We start from the raw sequence: 19054 nt of genomic DNA, 5'->3' as shown, positions 1-19054 counted from the left end.
TTGCCACCCCACCAGCATCAACCACTCTAGTCGGGTTTTTTGACCTCACAACTTGTTATCCCTCTGGCCTTTTTAATTAATTTTTCATCAAAAGTGTAGAACTTCTCGCAATCCTGACTTTGGGCTAAATGAAAAGCATCAGCAAAATCTAAACCCGTTTCATGCCATAGCAGAGCTTGATGAACTACCATAGAGCGAGTTAAGTAAACATTGGGCAGTCCCAAAAGTTTCCGTAAAGCCGAACAAACCTGGTGAGGCTTAAACTGATAAGCAAATCTTAGCACCCATTCCGTTTCTAAGATAACAGTATCCGGAATAAAAATTTGGGGGGCTTGAAAAATTTGCAGACTTTTTTGATACTGAACTTCATCATCTTGAGTCAAAAGTCTAACCACAATATTGGTATCAACTGCAATCATGCCATTGCTCCTGAACTCCCTTGCTAATTGCAGCCTCCATATCCTCTAAGGTTTTAGGAGAACCTTGATACTTCAAACACCCGGCCACTTCATTTAAAGTAGTAGAAGGAAAAGGCTGTTTGGGCTGAATTAAAATACCTTTTCCCGTATCAATCAAGATAATTTCAGTCCCCACTTCCAAACTATAAGTTTTCCGCATTTCCGGGGGGATAATAACCTGTCCTGTTTCTGAGACTTTCGCAATTTCCATCACTGAAGGAGTTAAAATTTTTAATTAATTATAACTCATGTCATCATCAGTTTGGGTCAAGTAATGAAGATTGAATTTCTGCGGTGAGGATTGCTTCAGCTTCGGTGCTGAGTTCTGAGTTTCCATCATATAGCCCATCCAGGAACGGGTCAGGGGTAGCGGGGGATGCAGAAAGGGTGTTACGATGCTCAATTCGCTTGTAAATATTGGGCGATCGCCTCATGCAGCAGAGTCTCGAAACGTTTCTGTTCTTGTATCGCAATCCTTACCCGTTGGGTCAAGGTTTGGGGGTCAAGTTTCTAATTTAGGGTAATTTCTAGCATCGTTATCGTCTTTTGAGTTATGATATTTTATAAAATCGTCCCAGAAACTCGGTTTCTTAACTTTCAATGGAGCAATTCATCATGGCGACTAAAGCCCTGTCACGGTATGTTAATCGCAACCCTGAGATTTTAGGCGGAGAACCTATTATCACCGGCACTCGGACATCAGTTCGCGCCATTGTGGGGCTATGGCGGATGGGTATTATGCCAGAAGAAATTCTCAGCCATTTGCCTCATCTGACTTTAGCACAAGTGTTTGATGCCTTGAGTTTTTATCTCGATAATCAAGGGGAAATTAATGATTACATCGAAAAAAATCGAGTACCTGATGAATTAGTCCATCCATCTGTTAAGTCGGTGTTAAGTACATTATGACCTCTACTGCAACACTTTACACCGATGAGGATATGTCGGCTTTAGTTGCCACACTTCTCAAAGCCCGGGGTTTGGATATCACTACGGTTCCCGAACAAGGGGCGATCGGCAAGACGGATAGCGAGCAACTGGAATTTGCCAGTGGTGTGGGTCGGTGTATCCTGACTCATAATCGGGTTGATTTTGAACGATTACATCTTCAGTATATAGTCGAGGGCAAAGAACATGGGGGCATTATTATAGTTCCTCAGAAAAATGCTTATGAAGTGGCACGGCGAGTTGGCATTTTAGTCCATACACTGACTGCCAGTGAGATTAAGAATCAATTGCTATACGCCTAAATCCTCACTGACCCCTCGCCCAGATCCCAGAAACCGACCGAAACCCGGTTTCTGCCATAACCGATGCCTTTTCACCCCAATCGAGTTAAGAAACCCGGTTTCTCGCCTCTTTCTCAAAATTCCTGATTTTCTTCTTCTTCAAAATCCTGGCATAACTGCTCTAAATTTTGATGTTCAAACCGTCGAGAAACGCGCCGATATTTTTTAGATTCTAACTTCGGCTCATTTTGTTCGGTTCCTTTCCCTTTACTTTTAACTTTCATGATGGATTCGGGATTGCTTTGTTGGGAGAGGAAATCTTCATAAATAATCGCCTCTTCCAGAAATTCTAAATAATCGTCATACCGTTCCCAATCTCCACTGACGACGCAGTTGGGTTCATCCCGGTGTAAGCAGTCGCTAAACTGACAGGTTCCCTCTTGCAGGCGTTGGCGCGCTTCAGGGAAATAATCAGCTAACTCTCGCGGGGGAAAGTCGAGGTTCGGTTGATTGAATCCTGGGGAATCTGCCAGGAGTCCGCCGCTAGGGAGGTCAAATAATTCCACATGGCGGGTGGTGTGGCGTCCGCGTCCGAGTTTGCCGGAGACGTCGCCGACGCGCAGGGTGGCGAAGGGGATAAGTTGGTTAATTAAGCTGGATTTGCCGACACCGGAGGGACCGGAAATTAAGGTAATTTTATCTTTGAGCCGATCGCGCACTGCATCAATGCCGACTCCAGTTTCTACACTAATAAATAAAGGTTGATATCCCCAACTTTCTAACCGTTCTTGCCACTCCATCCGCTCTTCTTCTGAGACTAAATCGGTTTTATTTAAACATAATAAAACCGATAATCCTGTAGATTCGGCTTTGACTAAGAAGCGGGTAAGTTGATGAGGGTCGAGGGTGGGTTCTTCTATGGCAAACACCAGCAGCACTTGGTTGGCATTGGCGATCGCCGGACGATCCAGTTCCGTTTGTCGGGGGAAGACTTCCGCGACTGCACCTCTGCCGCCTTCCCAATCCGGTTCTTCTATCACCACGCGATCGCCTACCATCACCTGCTGCCCGATTTTTTTCAAGCGCGATCGCCGGGTACAAAGCAGAGTGGATGCAGTCGTCACCGGGGTATCCAACTGCACCCGATAATAATTCGCCTGGACTGCCACAACCGTCCCGGTAATCCGAGATTCAGACTCATCCCCAGTCACCGGAGAGAGCAACTCCGGGCGATCGCCCGGGGGGGACACATTCCCGCAGTCGGGATTCCCTCCCCTTGTCTCCAAATCGCCATTTTCCGAGGGGCGATCGCCTTGGGTTTTTGCCCCCATCAGGGTCTCTGCTTCATCCTTGCCGGTACTCATGCAGATTTCGCCGCACGTCGAACTTGCAGAGCAAAAAACCCGCCTCGGTCCTCAATCCCTTCCATGATATGTCCATCCATCACCAGACTATCGGGAACCTGTTCGATGGGTTCTCCCGGGTCCAGCCAGACTTCTAGCACTTCTCCGGGATTCATTTTATCCAAGCGCAGTTTGGTCCGCACGAAATTCATCGGACAAGGCGTCCCGCGCAGATCCAGAGTTGGGTAATCGGTTTCAGGTGTTAGATTTTGGGTCACTTGTTAAACAAATCTCCTAAAAATCCTTTACCCCCTTTACCAATGCGATCGCCTTTCAGTTTTGCCAACTGTTCCAGCAAGGGCCGTTCTTCTGCCGTTAACTTCGTAGGAATATCCACCCCCACCGAAATCAGATGATCCCCACGCACTGCCGGATTCCCTAACTTCGGAACCCCTTTCCCATCCAACTTGATTACCGTATTCGGTTGAGTGCCAGCAGGAATCGTGAGTTCCGTGGTTCCATCCACCGTATTCACATCCAGACGACATCCCAAAATTGCCTGAAGGTAACTAATCTTAATTTCCGAGAGGATATTAATATTGTCGCGCTGAAACTCCGCATCTTCATTCACGAACAAATAAACGTACAAATCCCCCGACGGACCACCCCGGGCCCCCGCATCTCCTTCCGCCGAAACCCGCAAGCGAGTCCCATTATCGACCCCGGGTGGCACGTTAATTTTGAGCTTCTTGGTCTCTTGTTTGACCCCGGCCCCACTACAGGCGTCGCACTTATCCTCAATGGTTTCCCCAGTCCCGTTACAGGTGGGACAAACCGAGACTTGGGTGAAACTGCCAAAGGGGGTGCGGGTAGCGCGGCGGACCTGTCCTGCCCCAGTGCAGGTGCCACAGGTGCGGGGACGGGTTCCCGGTTTGGCCCCACTTCCCACACAGGAGCTACAGGTTTCCAGATGAGAAATGCGAATTTCTTTTTCGCCGCCAAAGATCGCTTCGCGGAAATCCAGCTTCAAATCCAGACGGAGGTCATCGCCGCGCACAGGACCGCTTCGTCTGCGGCCCTGTTGACCCGCAACGCCACCCCCAGCAAAGCCACTGAAAAAGCTCTCAAAGATGTCAGCAAAGCCCATATCGCCCATATCACCGAATCCGGGCCCTCCGGCACCGGAACTGACTCCGGCTTCACCAAATCGGTCATAACGAGCACGGACTTCCGGTTCGCTGAGGACTTCGTAAGCGAGATTGATTTCTTTAAAGCGCTCTTCAGCGCCCTCTTCTTTATTGACATCTGGGTGATATTTGCGCGCTAACCGGCGGTAGGCACGTTTAATCTCTTCTTTGTCAGCAGTGCGAGCAACACCTAGAATTTCATAGTAATCGCGGGCCATAGAGCGCTTCTGGTAAAAATAAAAAACAAAAGGGACGCAAGCAATGGACTGTCATTGGGGCGACAACCCCGGAATGGTTCAGTTTCAAGAATCAGGGGGGGAACCTCTCCCCAAATCCCTCCCCTAAAAAAAGAGGGGCTTTGAGACTCCCCTAAGAGAAAAGGGAGAATCAGGAAAATTTTTTCTGGCTAAGAGGGCCTTTCCGGCTCCCCTTTCCCGCTTAGGGAAGGGGGCTGGGGGGTTAGCTCTCCAGATGGTGAGTCACTCAACGGGAGGAGGTTTCTCTTGGGGTGAAAGACACCACCGCTGATTCTCGCCTCAGTCTACGGACGCAAAGGGAGTTACTCCGATGTATTTTCCTCTTCTTCCGGTGCGGTAGATTGCTGATAGACGGCAATTCCCACGGAGAAGAGAGTTTCTTGGAATGCGGACATTCGCTGTTTAAGCTCTTCAACCTCAACGGTTTTATTTTCGAGCGCTGCTTTTAGCTGTTTCGCTCGGTCCTTGAGTTCTGCCTTGAGCTCATCGCTCAACAGAGCTACGTTATCTTTCAGAGTCGCTTTATAATTATAGAACAGGCTTTCAGCCTGGTTTTTAATTTCTGCGACTTGTTTGCGATAGCGGTCTTCGTCGGCATATTTTTCCGCATCTTGGCGCATTTTCTCGATTTCTTCGTCGCTCAAACCACCTGTGCTGGTGATTTGGATGCTTTGGGCGCGTTCGGTGCCTTTGTCTGTGGCGGAGACATTGAGAATGCCATTAGCATCAATTTCAAAGGAGACTTCGATTTGAGGAACTCCTCGGGGTGCGGGGGGCAGTTTATCCAGGATGAAGTTGCCTAGGCTTTTGTTATCTTTGACCATTGCGCGTTCCCCTTGGAGGACGTGGATTTCCACTTCCCGTTGTCCATCGGTGGCGGTGGAGAAGGTTTGGGCGCGGCTGGTGGGAATGGTCGTGTTGCGATCGATAATTTTGGTAAAGACGCCGCCGAGGGTTTCGATGCCGAGGGAGAGGGGAGTTACGTCCAACAAGAGGACATCTTGGACTTCGCCACCCAGCACACCTGCTTGTATTCCGGCCCCGATCGCCACTGCTTCATCGGGATTCACGGTGCGATCGGGTTCTTTGCCGCCAAAATAATCACTAATGGCTTTTTGAACTGCGGGAATCCGCGTTGAACCGCCGACTAAAATAATCCGATCGATTTCTTCAATAGTCAGGGTGCTATCTTTTATGGCTTGGGCGACGGGTTCTAAGCTGAGTTTGACCAAGGTGCTAACGAGTTCTTCAAACTGCGATCGGGTCAACTCCATTTCTAAGTGCTTGGGTCCGGTTTCGTCGGCGCTGATAAAGGGGAGGTTAATGGCGGCAGTTTCCCGAGAGGAAAGTTCAATTTTGGCTTTTTCTGCTGCTTCGCGAATCCGTTGGACGGCCATTTTATCGACGGAGAGGTCGATCCCCTCATTGATGCGGAATTGTTCGACCATCCATTTGACTAAAGTGGTATCGAAGTCATCGCCGCCGAGGTGGTTATTGCCGGAGGTGGATTTGACTTCAAAGATGCCGTCTCCGAGTTGGAGAATGGAGACATCTAAGGTCCCGCCGCCGAGGTCAAAAACGAGGATGGTGTGGTCTTGTCCTTGTTTGTCTAAGCCGTAGGAGAGGGCGGCGGCGGTGGGTTCGTTGATGATTCGCAGCACTTCTAACCCGGCGATCGTGCCTGCATCTTTGGTCGCTTGGCGTTGAGCGTCGGTAAAGTAAGCGGGAACGGTAATCACGGCTTGGGTAACAGTTTCTCCGAGATAGGCTTCGGCATCCTCTTTGAGCTTTTGCAGGATCATGGCCGAAATTTCCTGGGGAGTGTAGGTAGTTCCCCGGATTTTGACATCTACGGTGTCGTCTCTGCCTTTGGTACAGGTGTAGGGAACTCGGGATCGTTCTTCTTCTGTGTCTTCCCAGCGACGACCGATAAAGCGTTTGATGCTGTAGACGGTGTTTTCGGCGTTGGTGACGGCTTGGCGTTTGGCAAGCTGTCCGACAACCCGCGCGCCATTTTTAGCAATTCCCACAATACTGGGGGTGGTGCGTCCGCCTTCGGTGTTGCTAATCACGTTGGGTTTACCGCCCTCTAAGACAGCAACACAACTATTGGTGGTCCCGAGGTCAATTCCGATGACTTTTCCCATAGCGGTTCGGCGATTAAGGTGTGCGTGGCAAGTGGGGGTGGGTTCCTGTCGCGAAAGGGGAGGGCGACGGGGTGGGGTGAGGATACCTGGTTTGTGCCAGAGGTTCGGACCGGCGATCGGGCGACTGGGATGCCGCCGATCATTGAGGGTGAGGTTATTCTTGAGGACTGTCGGGAGTTTCTGAGGTTGGTGTTTCTTCGTCGTCCTCGGGTGCTGCCGCGACTTTCACCAGTGCGTGTCGCAAGACGCGATCGCCAAGCATATAACCCCGGCGGAATTCATCGGTGACGATTCCCTCCGCATATTCCCGGGTGGGTTCCCGCATCACGGCTTCATGGAAGTTCGGGTCGAACTCTTCTCCTTTGGGATACATGGCGGAGACGCCGATGCGTTTGAGGCTTTCTACCATCTGCTTATAAACGCTCAGGTAGCTCTTATGGAGGTTCATTTCCCCATCGTTTTGGGGTTTGATTTGTTCTTTGGCTCGCTCGAAGTTATCGACGACGGATAACAATTCCCGGATGGTGGCGCATTTGGCTTGGGCTTCGAGTTCGAGCTTTTCTTTTTGGGTGCGCTTGCGGAAGTTGTCAAAATCGGCGGCTAAGCGGGCATATTGGCTTTTTAATTCTTCTAATTGAATGGTAAAAGCCTGATTCGCCTGGACTAAGGCTTCCATCGCCATGAACTCTTCGGGACTAGCGTCCGGGTTTTCTGGCGCGGCGGTGGGTTCCGCTGTTGCGGTTGGGCCACTCTCTTCTAAAGAGGCTTCCCGAGGGGCGTCCTGCACTTTCCCTTGATGACCCCATTCATCGGAGGCGACTGCCTCGGATGCGTCATCAGCGGAATTGGATGCTCCGCCGGAGTTCTCCGCTGCCCATTCTGTTTGTGTTTTTTCTTGCTGTTTTTGTTCTTCTGTCACTTGAGCCTCCTTGGACATTTGGAAACCCCGCGTTTTAAGAGCGGGGAGGAAAAATGACTGAGGGGACGGGTATCCCTCGCGCCTTTCAACTACAGATCAGCGCCAAGCTTCGGTTATCCCATGCCAACTCTCCTGTTTTAGAAACTGGCCTTACCATCCCGAGACTCAGTGGGTGAAGCGAAGGCGATCGCTCCCAACAGAATCCTTGATTAGCCTGGAGCTGATGTTCTTAAGCGCACTGGAGTTCACTTTACCATTTTATTACTCTCCCTGACAGGGGGTACGGGGTCCTCTGACACGGCGCTGGTGACGGCCCAAAATTAGCTGACTCAATCAAAGCATTGTCAGTTAATTATGATTAATTGAGGATGAGTAATCACCCGGGATCACGAATTGGCCAAAAGTTTTCTCTAAGTTTTTAAAGATTTGGTAAATTTTGACGCGGAATGAGGCCGGGAATCGGTTATAAACTGTCGATGACTCAGGGGATAGTTTGAAAAGTCGGTAAAAAGTTAACAAATATTTAGAAAAATTGGGAAAAGCAGATGAAAGAAGATGAGATAATTAAATGAATTCGCTCAGGATGCCCGGGGCAGTTTTAGCCCCGAGGATTTACTTAGATAAATCCTTCGATAAAAATCCGCAGGATGCTCCCTGAGAGAATCTCAAGTTTAAGTGCTCCGTTTTAAGAAACTAAGTTTCAGTTAAAATAGTCATAGAGAACAGGGTGGAAAAATTCTTCAGGCGATCGCGTCAGAGGGCAGGAACAAATTTAAAGATTCCGCTTCTGCCATTCAATCGCCAGATGAAAGGCAATTAATTGTTATCAACTCTCTCTACTCACCGGCAACTCAGAACAGGAGCAAATTTCCGGAGCCTTGCGGAATTGGGGTGCAACTGACATCTACAACAGAACCCTTATGCCCACTTCACCGATTCGGGAGGCTAATTGTGAAAGAACTCACCCCAGATTCCTATCCAGAACAACCCGTCGATGATATGGTCCACTCCTACGATCGCATTTTCTTAGCCATCGTTGTGACGGGACTATTATATTGGTTTAATATCGCTTGGCGCGATCCGGGTACTCCTGCTCAAGTTGCTGACGCGAATCGGGCAAACGTTGAACTCTTATCGGAAGTCGCCGCTGATCAAGTGTTGCAAGCGGTATCCACGGACTCGGGTTTACCGAAATCCGCACTGCAAATCGTGGAGAGCGAGCCGGAAGTAGGGGTAGCAGCGATTTGCGAGGCGATCGCCGCTGATTGCAGTCTGACTCCCCAACCCTCTGTCCAAGTCAAAATTGCCAGTCAGGAACAACTGTGGATCTATCGGCTTAACCATTCCGGACGTGAAGTAAAAGTTGAAAAAATCAGTTCCTCTCGGCTGGAGTGAATCCCAGCGCGGCTTTTTGAGTAACAAATACTGCGGCATTAAGGATAATCAATTTATGAACCTCCAAAGAGGGCCAACTAGATTGAACAAATTAGGTCGGGGAATCGGTACATCCACCAACAAATCGCTCCTGTAAGTTGAACTTGCAGGAGCGATTTGTTTTAAAGGCTAGATGGAATTGATAAAAACCCCTTCATTTTGGGTTATAAATAAATCATTGGTCTCCCCGAGGCGATCGCCTTACCCCTAGAGACCGGCAAACCCCAGTTGTTTTTATAGGTGCGTCGGAATATGATCCTCGCTTTAGAACTGCCAATTTCTAATGGCTTAATCGCTCAAATTTCCTTTACCCTAGTCGTAGCGGGCATTTTCCTCTGGCAAGCATTCAAGGCTTACCAAGAAGTCAAAAAATAAGGGCAACCGATGGGTCTGTGGCAACAACTCCCCAGTGCGGGATGTCACAAACCGTCGGTGCTTCTCACCTTTGTCTCACAATCGAGGTTAACCAGGGTCCGTCAAACCCTCCCTCAAAAAATCTCGAAACTGAAAAACAAGACAAAAATTTCACAGAAATATCCAAGGAAGGATTATCCTAGTAGAGATCAAATTCCACACTCTCAAAGGATGATTCATCATGGCGCGTCTGGCACTGTTGAGCACATCGGACAAAACCGGGTTAATCGACTTCGCCCGCCACTTAGTTGAGGAATTCGGCTTTGACCTCATCAGCAGTGGCGGCACCGCAACAGCCCTCAAAGAAGCCGGTTTGCCGGTGACCAAAGTCTCTGACTATACCGGGTCCCCAGAAATTTTAGGGGGGCGGGTGAAGACCCTGCACCCCCGGATTCATGGTGGCATTTTAGCAAGAAGGGACCTCGCGCAGGACCGGGCAGATTTAGAAACTAACGACATTCGTCCGATTGATTTAGTGGTGGTCAATCTTTACCCCTTTGAACAAACGATCGCTAAAGAAGGGGTAACTTTTGCAGATGCGATCGAAAATATTGACATTGGCGGTCCCACTCTACTCCGGGCAGCGGCGAAAAATCACGCCCATCTGACGGTATTATGTAATCCTCGGCAGTATGACGGTTACTTGAAAGAATTGCGGAGTAACGGGAAAGCATCCGGCGAGTTTCGGCTGGATTGTGCGAGAACGGCTTTTTGGCATACGGCGTCTTATGATCGCGCGATCGCCACTTATCTGGATACGGAAGGAAATGCCGAGGCACAACATCCGACGCTTCCGGATACATTTAGCATCAGTGGACATCAAATTCAATCCCTGCGATACGGGGAAAACCCCCATCAAGGTGCAGCTTGGTATCAAATGGGAACTACGGCAACGGGATGGACGGCGGCGAACAAACTCCAAGGGAAAGAGTTAAGTTACAATAACTTAATTGATTTAGAAGCAGCTCGTCAAATTATTGCGGAATTTCCGGGCAGTAGCGAAGATCCGGCAGTCGCCATTCTCAAACATACCAATCCCTGTGGCGTGGCGATGGGAAGTACCCTGGTTGAGGCGTATCAAAAGGCTTTGGCAGCGGATGCGGTGTCAGCATTTGGGGGAATTGTGGCTTGCAATCGTCCCTTAGATGCAGCAACGGCAACGGAACTGACTAAAACCTTTTTGGAATGTGTAGTGGCCCCGGATTGTGAACCGGAAGCGGCAGAAATTTTGAGTAAGAAATCTAAGGTGCGAATTTTAACCTTAGCGGATTTAAGTAGTGGACCGAAAAAGACGATTAAGGCGATCGCCGGAGGATTTTTGGTCCAAGAGTCCGACGATGCGATCGCGGAACCCACCGAGTGGAAAATTGTCACGGAAAAACAACCCACGCCAGAACAATTGGCGGAACTTCTATTTGCCTGGAAGGTCGTCAAGCACGTTAAATCTAATGCCATTGTGGTAACGCGCGATCGCACCACGTTAGGGGTCGGGGCCGGTCAAATGAATCGCGTCGGGTCTGTTAAAATAGCCCTGGAACAAGCCGGAGAAAAAGCCCAAGGTGCGGTCCTCGCCTCTGATGGATTTTTTCCCTTTGATGATTCAGTGCGAACGGCGGCAGCCGCAGGCATTGTGGCAGTGGTGCAACCGGGAGGAAGTCTACGGGATAGTGATTCTATTACCGCAGCAAATGAACTCGGTTTAGTGATGGTTTGTACGGGCATCCGTCACTTCTATCATTAGACTTTTTGTAAAATTTTAGCCCCCCTTGGAAAGGGGGGTTGGGGGGATCAATCCTTTGTTTTTGCAAGAGGTCTATTAAGGAAATGGGGGGGACAACCTTTGGCTGATTGCTCAAAAAAGTTACAAAATATAGGGTTTACAACGGAATAAACCCTATATTTTGTATCCGGAATACAATAGACTTAGATAGAATTATGCAAACTGAACTTTGGCAAGGAAACATCATTAGTCCGTCGCACTCGGGATTGCCCAATGAGTGGAAACGATGGATTATGAGCAGTAAATTGCGTCAGATTCCCGATGGTCAACTGGTGGATATTCTCGTGCAGCGGGGGGTGGATATTCGCATGGCGATCGCAGAAGTCAAAGCGGTGTCAGCGCATCCCTATTTCCAAGCAGCTTCAGCCATGCTGGCGGAACAAACCCAACAAGCTGAAGCTCAAATTGCCACACAAGCTATCCAGGTTCAAAAACTGGAAACTCAGCTTGATATTTACCGCCAGCTAGAGAAATTAAACCCGAATTATAACCAAGTACAACGCGTGGAGTCTCTGTCGCGTCCTGAATTTTTTGAGAATTATTTTGCCCAGAATACCCCGGTGATTTTAACCGGCATCATGGGAAATTGGCAGGCATTGTCCCGCTGGAATCCCGAGTATTTAAAGCAAGAGTATGGAGAGGTTGCGGTCGAGGTTCAATTTAATCGGGAATCTAACCCTTTATTTGAGCGGGAAAAAGAAAAACACCGCCAACAAATGAAGATGGGAGAGTATGTGGATTTAATCGTCCAAGGGGGAAAAACGAATGATTATTATATGGTGCCTTTTAATGGCAACTTTGATAGTCCTGAGTTGAAACCTCTGCTTAAGGAGGTGGAAATTTTTACCGATTATATTGACCCCTCGAATCAAACCGCTTGTATTTTCTTCTGGTTTGGTCCGGAAGGGACGATTACCCCGCTGCATCACGACCCCTGTAATGTCTTGCTATCGCAAGTCTATGGTAAAAAGCGGATTCGCCTGATTTCTCCCAACCAAAAAGCTTTACTTTATAATTATGTGGGGGTTTATAGTGAGGTGGATTTACTCAATCCTGATTACGAAAAATATCCCCGCTTTAAAGATGTGGAAATTATCGAAGTCATCTTAGAACCGGGAGAGGTGATATTTTTGCCCGTGGGATGGTGGCATCATGTGGAGGCATTAGATATTTCGATTTCCGTTTCATTCACTAATTTTTGGATTAATAATTATTACAATATCTAGGGGGCATGGAAGAGAATGAAGGTTGATAAAGGAGCAGAAACAATGATAGCTGAAAAAATCAAAGTTGACTCGGCGATCGCCACAGCAGATGACTCACAACTGGTACAGGTGATGTTAATGCTCGATGGGGGTCATCAGTGTGAAATTGCTTTAATGCCCGATGCACCGTTGCTGGGGGAACTATTTCAAGCCTTAACAACGGAACCGGAAAAGAGCGAGAGTAAACTGTTTCAAATTCCGATAGAAGAGGGAAATGGGGCTTTGTATTTTCCCAGCACATCTTTAGTGGCGATCGCCACGGATCCGGCAGTCTCCCTGACAATCCCAGAGGAATCAAAACCCATCGAAACCCGGGAAGAGATTGAACCAGACGATCCAGTGCAACAACTGGAATGGCAACTCAATACTTACCATAAACTGGAAAAACTTTCTCCCAATTATGGGAAAATTGAGAGAATTCCCCATGTTTCTGGTCCGGAATTTTTAGAACGGTTTTATATTAGAAACAAGCCGGTGATTTTCACAGACTTGATGGACAATTGGAAAGCCCGTTCATTGTGGAATCCCCAATACTTTAAAGAAAAATACGGTCACGTTACCGTTGGTGCACAGTTTAATCGGGAATCTAACCAGCAGTATGAATGGTATCGAAATAAGCATCAACAAATGGTGCTTTTTGGGGAATTTGTTGATAAAGTTCTGCAAGGGGGAGACACCAATGATTACTATATGGGTGCTTACAATGCCAACTTTAGCCGGGAAGGTTTGCACGGACTGCTAGACGATATCGAACTGTTTCCCGAGTATTTAACCGATAGTAAAGATGTCAATAAAATAGCGTTATGGTTTGGCCCAGGCGGGGCGATTACTCCCTTGCATTTTGACCCTTTAAATACCTTTCTCTGTCAAGTCTATGGACGGAAACGGGTGCGGTTAATTCCCCCCAGTCAGAAGCATTTACTAGGCGCTTATGGGAGGTTTTTCAGCAATATTGACTTAGAAAACCCCAATTTTGAGCGTTATCCTCAGCTTAAAGACTTAGATATCATGGAGTTAATTATTGAGCCGGGAGATGTGCTATTTTTGCCCGTGGGTTGGTGGCATCAAGTGCGGTCTTTAGAGGTATCAATTTCTCTATCTTTTTTGAACTTGGCGTTTGAGAATACCTTTGATTTTTAAGATAAAATCATCAGAAAAGAGGTTAGCAGACGAGGGTTTTAACCTCAGAAAGGAGGACGAAAAGCCCCCCTCTGCCCTCGTCGAAGTTAAACGGGAGTAATCGAGAAAAAGGGAAGCTATGGAATTAGAATCGAACTTAATACAAGTAATAGTGATGATGACGGGTGGACATCAATATGAACTATCTTTAACTGCGGATGCACCGTTGCTGCAAGAGTTGTTTCAAGCGTTAAGCAATCGGGGGAAGAATCGAGGAAAAGATGTTTTTAAAATTCCTAATGAAGAGGATGGATCTTGCTTGTATATTCCTCGGGATGCGATCGCCGCGATCGCCACAGTTCCTCCCATCTCTGTGCAATCCCTGAACTTACAACCGTTATCTCGACAACCGGAACCCACTCCCCAACAACCCCAGCAACTAATTGAATCCACGGTGGTACAACTGGATAATTTTCTAAAACCCACAGAGTACCAGCAACTGATGGAGACAATATTTCCCCAGGAAGGGACCGCTTCTAGCGGGATTCAGTTGCCGAGTCCCCAATCCTTTGCACCCCTGCGGGAAGTGCTATTACACCGCGTGCAAATGATGCTTCCCGATGTGCTAATTCAGTTGGGATTGGAGGGCTTTCCCCTAACAGAAATGGAGGCACAAGAAATTCCCACTCATGCCATTGAGGGACAGTCCATTTCTACCGATGGAAATAGTCCTGAAACTGCCTTGAGAGTAGTGAATTTCTGCTATTTTTTCTATCAAACTCCCAAACCCTTTACTGGGGGAGAACTGTTAGTTTATGACAGTCAGCTACTCAATAATCAAGTGAGTGTCGCACAATCCTATAAAACCGTGGAACCGCGTCAGAATAGCATTGTATTTTTCTTAACCAGTAATGCTTATGAAGTGCTATGGATGTATCCGAACTCCCCCGCATTTCGCGATCGCTGCTTCCGGTTCCAGGGGTGGATGCGGCGATCGGGTTAACCTGGTTTAACCCACACCCTAAAGGGTGGGGCTATACGGACGAAGCCCGCCTGCGCGGGCTCAAGAGTATTGTTGGGGCTTTGACAACCTGATACCACATCCGGGTATGAAACAGTTGTTTTTATTGAGTAGCCTGCGTAGGCAGGCTTTGTTAGTATAGCCCCACCCTTCAGGGTGCGGGTTGTGGCTCAATTTACCTGCGTCTTACAGTCAAATTGCTATAAACTTCAGCGTATGACATCGAATCTCACCGAGATCCAAACCGTTCATGTAATGCTACTAATTGCCGGGGGACATCAGTGTGAATTGTCCCTGGCAGCAGATTCGCCCTTGTTGCAAGATATCCTAGAAGCGATCGCCCTGCGTTCTCACCCTGAGCGATCGCAACCCAATAAACTATTCCAGATACCGATGGAAGATGGGGGACCTACCCTATACTTTCCCAGTCGTTCCATCGTGGCGATCGCCACCGATCCGCCGGTTCCCCTGCCAGAAATTGCTCCAGAACCCGAACCCATTCAGCGATCGGCAACAGCAAGCGCACCAATATTAATCAAATCCCGGTTCCTCAAAATCCACAACTTTTTAAGCGAAGCCGAAAACCAACGAATTCTCAACTATGTGATAGAAAATCAGCGAGAATTTGAGGATAGTAAAGTGGGAACCAGCGACCCCAACTATCGGCGATCGAAAATCTTCTATTACTTCGATGAATTTGGGGACTTGATTCGAGAACGAATCAAACAAAACCTTCCCCAAGTTAGAGAATATTTGGGAGTTCCCCCCTTTGAAATTGCCGAAATCGAATCCCAAATCACCGCCCACAACGACGGACATTATTATAAAGCCCATAACGATAACGGGGATGAAATCACCGCCAACCGAGTCCTCAGTTACATCTACTACTTCCACCGAGAACCCAAACCCTTTAGCGGGGGAGAACTACGGATGTACGATACCTGGAAACTGGGGGAAACCTCCTATTCCCTAGCAGAAACCTATACCGACATCCCCCCCACCAACAACAGCATCGTCTTCTTTGTCAGTAACTGTTGCCATGAAGTTCGGCCTATTATTTGCCCGTCTAAAGACTTCAAAAATAGCCGATTTACCCTCAATGGATGGATTAGAAAGACCCAATAAATAGGAAGACTGCATCAACCAGAGGGGGTTCAAACCCCTCTCCTCCCAATCCTCCCCTCAGTGAAAATCAGTGTAATCTGTGGTTTAATATATCCATCAACCCCAAACCGGAGAACAGCAGATGTGGCGCAAACTGTGGCGGTGGCTGAAACAAATCTATCACTCCCTACAACAACGATTCCAAAAACCGGAACCGCCACCGCCACCGCGTCAAATCCCTGATCTCGAATGCGAGACCCTATTCATGCAGCTACTCGAAGCAGCAGCAAACGGTGCCAGTCAGGGAGAGATTCAAGCGCAGAGAATGGCAACCGGCATTAAAGAATCCGAATGGATACCCTGGTTGCAGCGTTTCGGGGTTCTGTTGCAACAGAACCCCGAAACTCATGGAGAAATAGCCCAACGTTTAGTACAGTTTGGGCAACTTCATGGCGGAGAATTGGGAACAGTTGCCGAGAGAATCGGCAGGGAGATATTAGCACTGATAACGCCTTCGGTTGTGCAAGAGGAGGCAACAAGTCAGGGACCGGAAAAGGATGAGGCAGAGGAATGGTTTCAGCGCGGGGTAGAGCAAATTGAGAGGGGGGATTTTACCGCTGCCATTGCCTCATTCAATGAAGTGATCCGGCTCCAACCTAATGACCCCGAGGCTTATTATAACCGAGGGATAGCGCAGAGTTACCTAGAACAATACGAGAAAGCCATTGCCTCCTTCAATGAAATGATTCGCCTCAAACCTGATTACCCGGAGTCTTATTGCAGCCGAGGGGTAGTGCAGGCTGACTTAGGGAAATATGAGGAAGCCATTGCCTCATACAATGAAGCAATCCGCCTCAAACCCGATTTCCCTGATCCTTATTACAACCGAGGGGTAGCCCAAGGTTACCTTGGGCAATATGAGGATGCTATTGCCTCATTCAATGAATTTATCCGTCTCCAACCGGATGACCCCGATGCTTATGGCAAGCGAGGGTTAGCCCAAGGTTACCTAGGGCAATATGAGGAAGCCCTTGCCTCATTCAATGAAGCAATCCGCCTCCAACCTGATTACTCGGAGGCTTATGGCAACCGAGGGGTAGTGCAGGCTGACTTAGGGAAATATGAGGAAGCCATTGCCTCATACAATGAAGCAATCCGCCTCAAACCCGATTTTCCTGACCCTTATTACAACCGAGGGGTAGCCCAAGGTTACCTAGGGCAATATGAGGAAGCCATTGCTTCATACAATGAAGCAATCCGCCTCCAACCTGATTTCCCTGGCGCTTCTTACAACCGAGGGTTAGCGCAAGGTTACCTTGGGCAATATGAGGAAGCCATTGCTTCATTCAATGAAGCAATTCACCTCCAACCCTATTACCTAGAGGCTTATTGCAATCGAGGGGTAGCGCAAGGTTACCTAGGGCAATATGAGGAAGCTATTGCCTCATTCAATGAAGCAATTCACCTCAAACCCGATTACCCCGAGGCTTATTACAACCGAGGAAATGCGCAAGGTTATCTAGGGCAATATGAGGAAGCCATTGCCTCATACCATGAAGCAATTCGCCTCAAACCCGATTACGCTGAGGCTTATTACAAAGGAGGAAATGCACAGGATAACCTAGGGCAATATGAAAATGCCCTTGCCTCATTCAATGAAGTGATTCGCCTCAAACCCGATTTCCCCGGGGCTTATTACAACCGAGGGAAGGTGCAGGTTGACTTAGGACAATATGAGGAAGCCATTGCCTCATACAATGAAGCAATCCGCCTAAAACCCGATTACCCCGAAGCTTATCTCAACCGAGGGGAGGTGCAGGTTGACTTAGGACGATATGAGGAAGCCATTGCCTCATACAATGAAGCAATCCACCTCAAACCTAATTTCCCCGAAGCTTATCTCAACCGAGGGGCCGTCCTATGTAATAACTTAAGGCAATATGAAAATGCCCTTGCCTCATTCAATGAAGCAATTCGCCTCAAACCCGATTACCCTGACGCTTATTACAACCGAGGAAACGCGCAGGTTTACTTAAGAGAATATGAGGAAGCCCTTGCCTCATTCAATCAAGCAATTCACCTCAAACCCGATTACCCCACAGCTTATATCAACCGAGGGGGAGTGCTGTGTGATAACTTAGGGCAATATGAAAATGCCGTTGCTTCATTTAATGAAGCAATCCGCCTCAAACCCGATTTCCCCTGGGCTTATTACAATAGAGGGGTAGCACAGGTTTACCTAGGGCAATATCAAGATGCTATTACCTCATTTAATGAAGCAATCAGCCTCCAACCTGATTTCCCCGCAGCTTATTACAAACTAGGGTTAGTGCAGTATAACCTACGGCAACCTGAAGATGCCCTTGCCTCATTCAATGAAGCAATCCGCCTCAAACCTAATGATCCCGAGGCTTATTATAGGCGAGGGAATGCTCAGTATAACTTAGGGCAATATCAAGATGCTATTTCCTCATTCAATGAAGCAATCCGCCTCAAACCTGATTTGCCCGAAGCTTATTACAACCGAGGGCTAGTGCAGGTTGACTTAGGGCAATATGAGGATGCTATTGCCTCATTCAATAAAGCAATCCGCCTCAAACCAGATGTGTCCGAGGCTTATTATGGGCGAGGGAATGCGCAGGGTTTCCTAGGGCAATATGAAAATGCCGTTGCCTCATTGAATGAAGCAATCCGCCTCAAACCCGATTACTTTGACGCATATTCCATCCGAGGAGTAGGGCAGTATAACCTAGGACAATATGAGGAAGCCATTGCCTCATTCAATGAAGCAATCCGCCTCCAGCCCGATTACTCTAACCCTTATTATAACCGAGGGTTAGTGCAGTATAACCTACGGCAATATGAGGATGCTATTGTCTCATTCAATGAAGCAATCCGCCTCCAGCCCGATTACCCTGACGCTTATTATAGGCGAGGGAATGCGCAGGGTTACTTAGGGCAATATGAGGATGCCTTTGCTTCATTCAATGAAGCAATTCGCCTCAAACCCGATTACTCTGAAGCCTATTCCAACCGAGGGAATGTGCAGGTTTATTTAGGAAAACATGAGGAAGCCATTGCCTCATTCAATGAAGCACTCCGCCTCACACCCAATGACCTCTGGTCTTATTACAACCGAGGGATAGCCCAGGGTTACCTGGGAAAACATGAGGAAGCTATTGCCTCATTCAATGAAGTAATCCGCCTCAAACCGGATTTCCCCGGGGCTTATTACAACCGAGGGAATGCGCAGCATAATCTAGGGCAACATGAGGAAGCCATTGCCTCATTCAATGAAGCAATCCGCCTCAAACCGGATTTCCCCGGGGCTTATTACAACCGAGGGAATGCGCAGCATAATCTAGGGCAACATGAGG

At 48.1% G+C, this 19054-nt stretch carries 18 protein-coding genes; 10 read left to right on the top strand and 8 right to left on the bottom strand.

Translation table 11 applies throughout. The features are described from left to right. Positions 1–26 precede the first annotated feature (26 nt). Genes NG792_RS26150 through NG792_RS26140 form a run of 3 tightly spaced genes read right to left on the bottom strand, consistent with a single transcriptional unit; the run spans position 27 to position 931 of the window. Positions 27–419 (bottom strand): type II toxin-antitoxin system VapC family toxin, encoded by a 393-nt coding sequence (locus NG792_RS26150; RefSeq protein ID WP_261198647.1) that lies wholly within the window; start codon positions 417–419, stop codon positions 27–29. Next, positions 406–669 (bottom strand): AbrB/MazE/SpoVT family DNA-binding domain-containing protein, encoded by a 264-nt coding sequence (locus NG792_RS26145; protein WP_261198646.1) that lies wholly within the window; start codon positions 667–669, stop codon positions 406–408. Before NG792_RS26145 ends, NG792_RS26150 begins: the two co-directional genes overlap by 14 nt. Positions 670–715: 46 nt before the next feature. Further along, positions 716–931, bottom strand: a complete 216-nt coding sequence (locus tag NG792_RS26140; RefSeq protein WP_261237361.1) for a hypothetical protein — start codon at positions 929–931, stop codon at positions 716–718. Positions 932–1073: 142 nt separating this feature from the next. Here NG792_RS26140 and NG792_RS26135 point away from each other — a divergent pair, with 142 nt between their 5' ends. Together NG792_RS26135 and NG792_RS26130 are read left to right on the top strand one after the other, a co-directional pair. Next, the gene (locus tag NG792_RS26135; protein ID WP_261198644.1) at positions 1074–1367 is read left to right on the top strand and encodes a DUF433 domain-containing protein; all 294 of its coding nucleotides are present in this window, start codon (positions 1074–1076) and stop codon (positions 1365–1367) included. After that, positions 1364–1708: a DUF5615 family PIN-like protein gene (locus NG792_RS26130; protein ID WP_261198643.1), complete on the top strand. Its 345-nt coding sequence runs from the start codon at positions 1364–1366 to the stop codon at positions 1706–1708. The genes NG792_RS26135 and NG792_RS26130 overlap by 4 nt, the downstream gene beginning before the upstream one ends. 113 nt (positions 1709–1821) lie before the next feature. Here NG792_RS26130 and rsgA read toward each other — a convergent pair whose 3' ends face one another. From rsgA to grpE, 5 genes are all read right to left on the bottom strand, one after another. Then, positions 1822–3051 carry a small ribosomal subunit biogenesis GTPase RsgA gene (rsgA, locus tag NG792_RS26125; protein WP_261237360.1) on the bottom strand — a complete coding sequence of 410 codons (1230 nt, stop codon included), beginning with the start codon at positions 3049–3051 and terminating at the stop codon, positions 1822–1824. After that, complete coding sequence (locus NG792_RS26120; RefSeq protein ID WP_317618858.1) at positions 3048–3242, bottom strand: sulfurtransferase TusA family protein; 195 nt, start codon at positions 3240–3242, stop codon at positions 3048–3050. The genes rsgA and NG792_RS26120 overlap by 4 nt, the downstream gene beginning before the upstream one ends. A gap of 62 nt (positions 3243–3304) precedes the next feature. Further along, positions 3305–4435, bottom strand: coding sequence for a molecular chaperone DnaJ (gene dnaJ / locus NG792_RS26115; protein WP_261198640.1), 1131 nt, complete (start codon positions 4433–4435; stop codon positions 3305–3307). A 341-nt stretch (positions 4436–4776) separates the two neighbouring features. Continuing rightward, positions 4777–6621 (bottom strand): molecular chaperone DnaK, encoded by a 1845-nt coding sequence (gene dnaK, locus NG792_RS26110; RefSeq protein WP_261198639.1) that lies wholly within the window; start codon positions 6619–6621, stop codon positions 4777–4779. 154 nt (positions 6622–6775) lie between these two features. Beyond that, positions 6776–7540: a nucleotide exchange factor GrpE gene (gene grpE / locus NG792_RS26105; protein ID WP_435387614.1), complete on the bottom strand. Its 765-nt coding sequence runs from the start codon at positions 7538–7540 to the stop codon at positions 6776–6778. Positions 7541–8491: 951 nt separating this feature from the next. On the opposite strand from grpE, the gene NG792_RS26100 reads away from it, so the two are divergent. The 8 genes from NG792_RS26100 to NG792_RS26065 form a co-directional block, all read left to right on the top strand. Next, positions 8492–8935 carry a hypothetical protein gene (locus NG792_RS26100; protein WP_261198637.1) on the top strand — a complete coding sequence of 148 codons (444 nt, stop codon included), beginning with the start codon at positions 8492–8494 and terminating at the stop codon, positions 8933–8935. Between the two features lie 291 nt (positions 8936–9226). Continuing rightward, positions 9227–9349: a hypothetical protein gene (locus tag NG792_RS26095; RefSeq protein ID WP_015146533.1), complete on the top strand. Its 123-nt coding sequence runs from the start codon at positions 9227–9229 to the stop codon at positions 9347–9349. Between the two features lie 220 nt (positions 9350–9569). After that, positions 9570–11129 (top strand): bifunctional phosphoribosylaminoimidazolecarboxamide formyltransferase/IMP cyclohydrolase, encoded by a 1560-nt coding sequence (purH, locus tag NG792_RS26090; RefSeq protein ID WP_261237357.1) that lies wholly within the window; start codon positions 9570–9572, stop codon positions 11127–11129. Positions 11130–11323: 194 nt separating this feature from the next. Then, positions 11324–12394 carry a cupin-like domain-containing protein gene (locus tag NG792_RS26085; protein ID WP_261198635.1) on the top strand — a complete coding sequence of 357 codons (1071 nt, stop codon included), beginning with the start codon at positions 11324–11326 and terminating at the stop codon, positions 12392–12394. Positions 12395–12436: 42 nt separating this feature from the next. Then, the gene (locus tag NG792_RS26080; RefSeq protein ID WP_261237356.1) at positions 12437–13573 is read left to right on the top strand and encodes a cupin-like domain-containing protein; all 1137 of its coding nucleotides are present in this window, start codon (positions 12437–12439) and stop codon (positions 13571–13573) included. Between the two features lie 118 nt (positions 13574–13691). After that, on the top strand, positions 13692–14555 hold the full coding sequence (locus tag NG792_RS26075) for a 2OG-Fe(II) oxygenase (protein WP_261237354.1): 864 nt from the start codon (positions 13692–13694) through the stop codon (positions 14553–14555). Between the two features lie 234 nt (positions 14556–14789). Next, positions 14790–15698, top strand: a complete 909-nt coding sequence (locus NG792_RS26070) for a 2OG-Fe(II) oxygenase (protein ID WP_261237353.1) — start codon at positions 14790–14792, stop codon at positions 15696–15698. A gap of 121 nt (positions 15699–15819) precedes the next feature. Further along, a partial coding sequence (locus NG792_RS26065; RefSeq protein ID WP_261237351.1) for a tetratricopeptide repeat protein occupies positions 15820–19054 on the top strand: 3235 nt, incomplete at its 3' end.

The sequence above is a fragment of the Laspinema olomoucense D3b genome (assembly GCF_025370785.1).
Classification (GTDB): Bacteria; Cyanobacteriota; Cyanobacteriia; order Cyanobacteriales; family Laspinemataceae; genus Laspinema; species Laspinema olomoucense.
This window is presented reverse-complemented; position numbering and strand designations above follow the sequence as displayed.

Bases quoted from the DNA above. Each gene is read 5' to 3' on its own strand.
- NG792_RS26150 (WP_261198647.1), bottom strand. From the start codon at position 419: ATGATTGCAGTTGATACCAATATTGTGGTTAGACTTTTGACTCAAGAT.
- NG792_RS26145 (WP_261198646.1), bottom strand. From the start codon at position 669: ATGGAAATTGCGAAAGTCTCAGAAACAGGACAGGTTATTATCCCCCCG.
- NG792_RS26135 (WP_261198644.1), top strand. From the start codon at position 1,074: ATGGCGACTAAAGCCCTGTCACGGTATGTTAATCGCAACCCTGAGATT.
- NG792_RS26130 (WP_261198643.1), top strand. From the start codon at position 1,364: ATGACCTCTACTGCAACACTTTACACCGATGAGGATATGTCGGCTTTA.
- rsgA (WP_261237360.1), bottom strand. From the start codon at position 3,051: ATGAGTACCGGCAAGGATGAAGCAGAGACCCTGATGGGGGCAAAAACC.
- NG792_RS26120 (WP_317618858.1), bottom strand. From the start codon at position 3,242: ATGAATTTCGTGCGGACCAAACTGCGCTTGGATAAAATGAATCCCGGA.
- dnaJ (WP_261198640.1), bottom strand. From the start codon at position 4,435: ATGGCCCGCGATTACTATGAAATTCTAGGTGTTGCTCGCACTGCTGAC.
- dnaK (WP_261198639.1), bottom strand. From the start codon at position 6,621: ATGGGAAAAGTCATCGGAATTGACCTCGGGACCACCAATAGTTGTGTT.
- NG792_RS26095 (WP_015146533.1), top strand. From the start codon at position 9,227: ATGATCCTCGCTTTAGAACTGCCAATTTCTAATGGCTTAATCGCTCAA.
- purH (WP_261237357.1), top strand. From the start codon at position 9,570: ATGGCGCGTCTGGCACTGTTGAGCACATCGGACAAAACCGGGTTAATC.
- NG792_RS26085 (WP_261198635.1), top strand. From the start codon at position 11,324: ATGCAAACTGAACTTTGGCAAGGAAACATCATTAGTCCGTCGCACTCG.
- NG792_RS26080 (WP_261237356.1), top strand. From the start codon at position 12,437: ATGATAGCTGAAAAAATCAAAGTTGACTCGGCGATCGCCACAGCAGAT.
- NG792_RS26075 (WP_261237354.1), top strand. From the start codon at position 13,692: ATGGAATTAGAATCGAACTTAATACAAGTAATAGTGATGATGACGGGT.
- NG792_RS26070 (WP_261237353.1), top strand. From the start codon at position 14,790: ATGACATCGAATCTCACCGAGATCCAAACCGTTCATGTAATGCTACTA.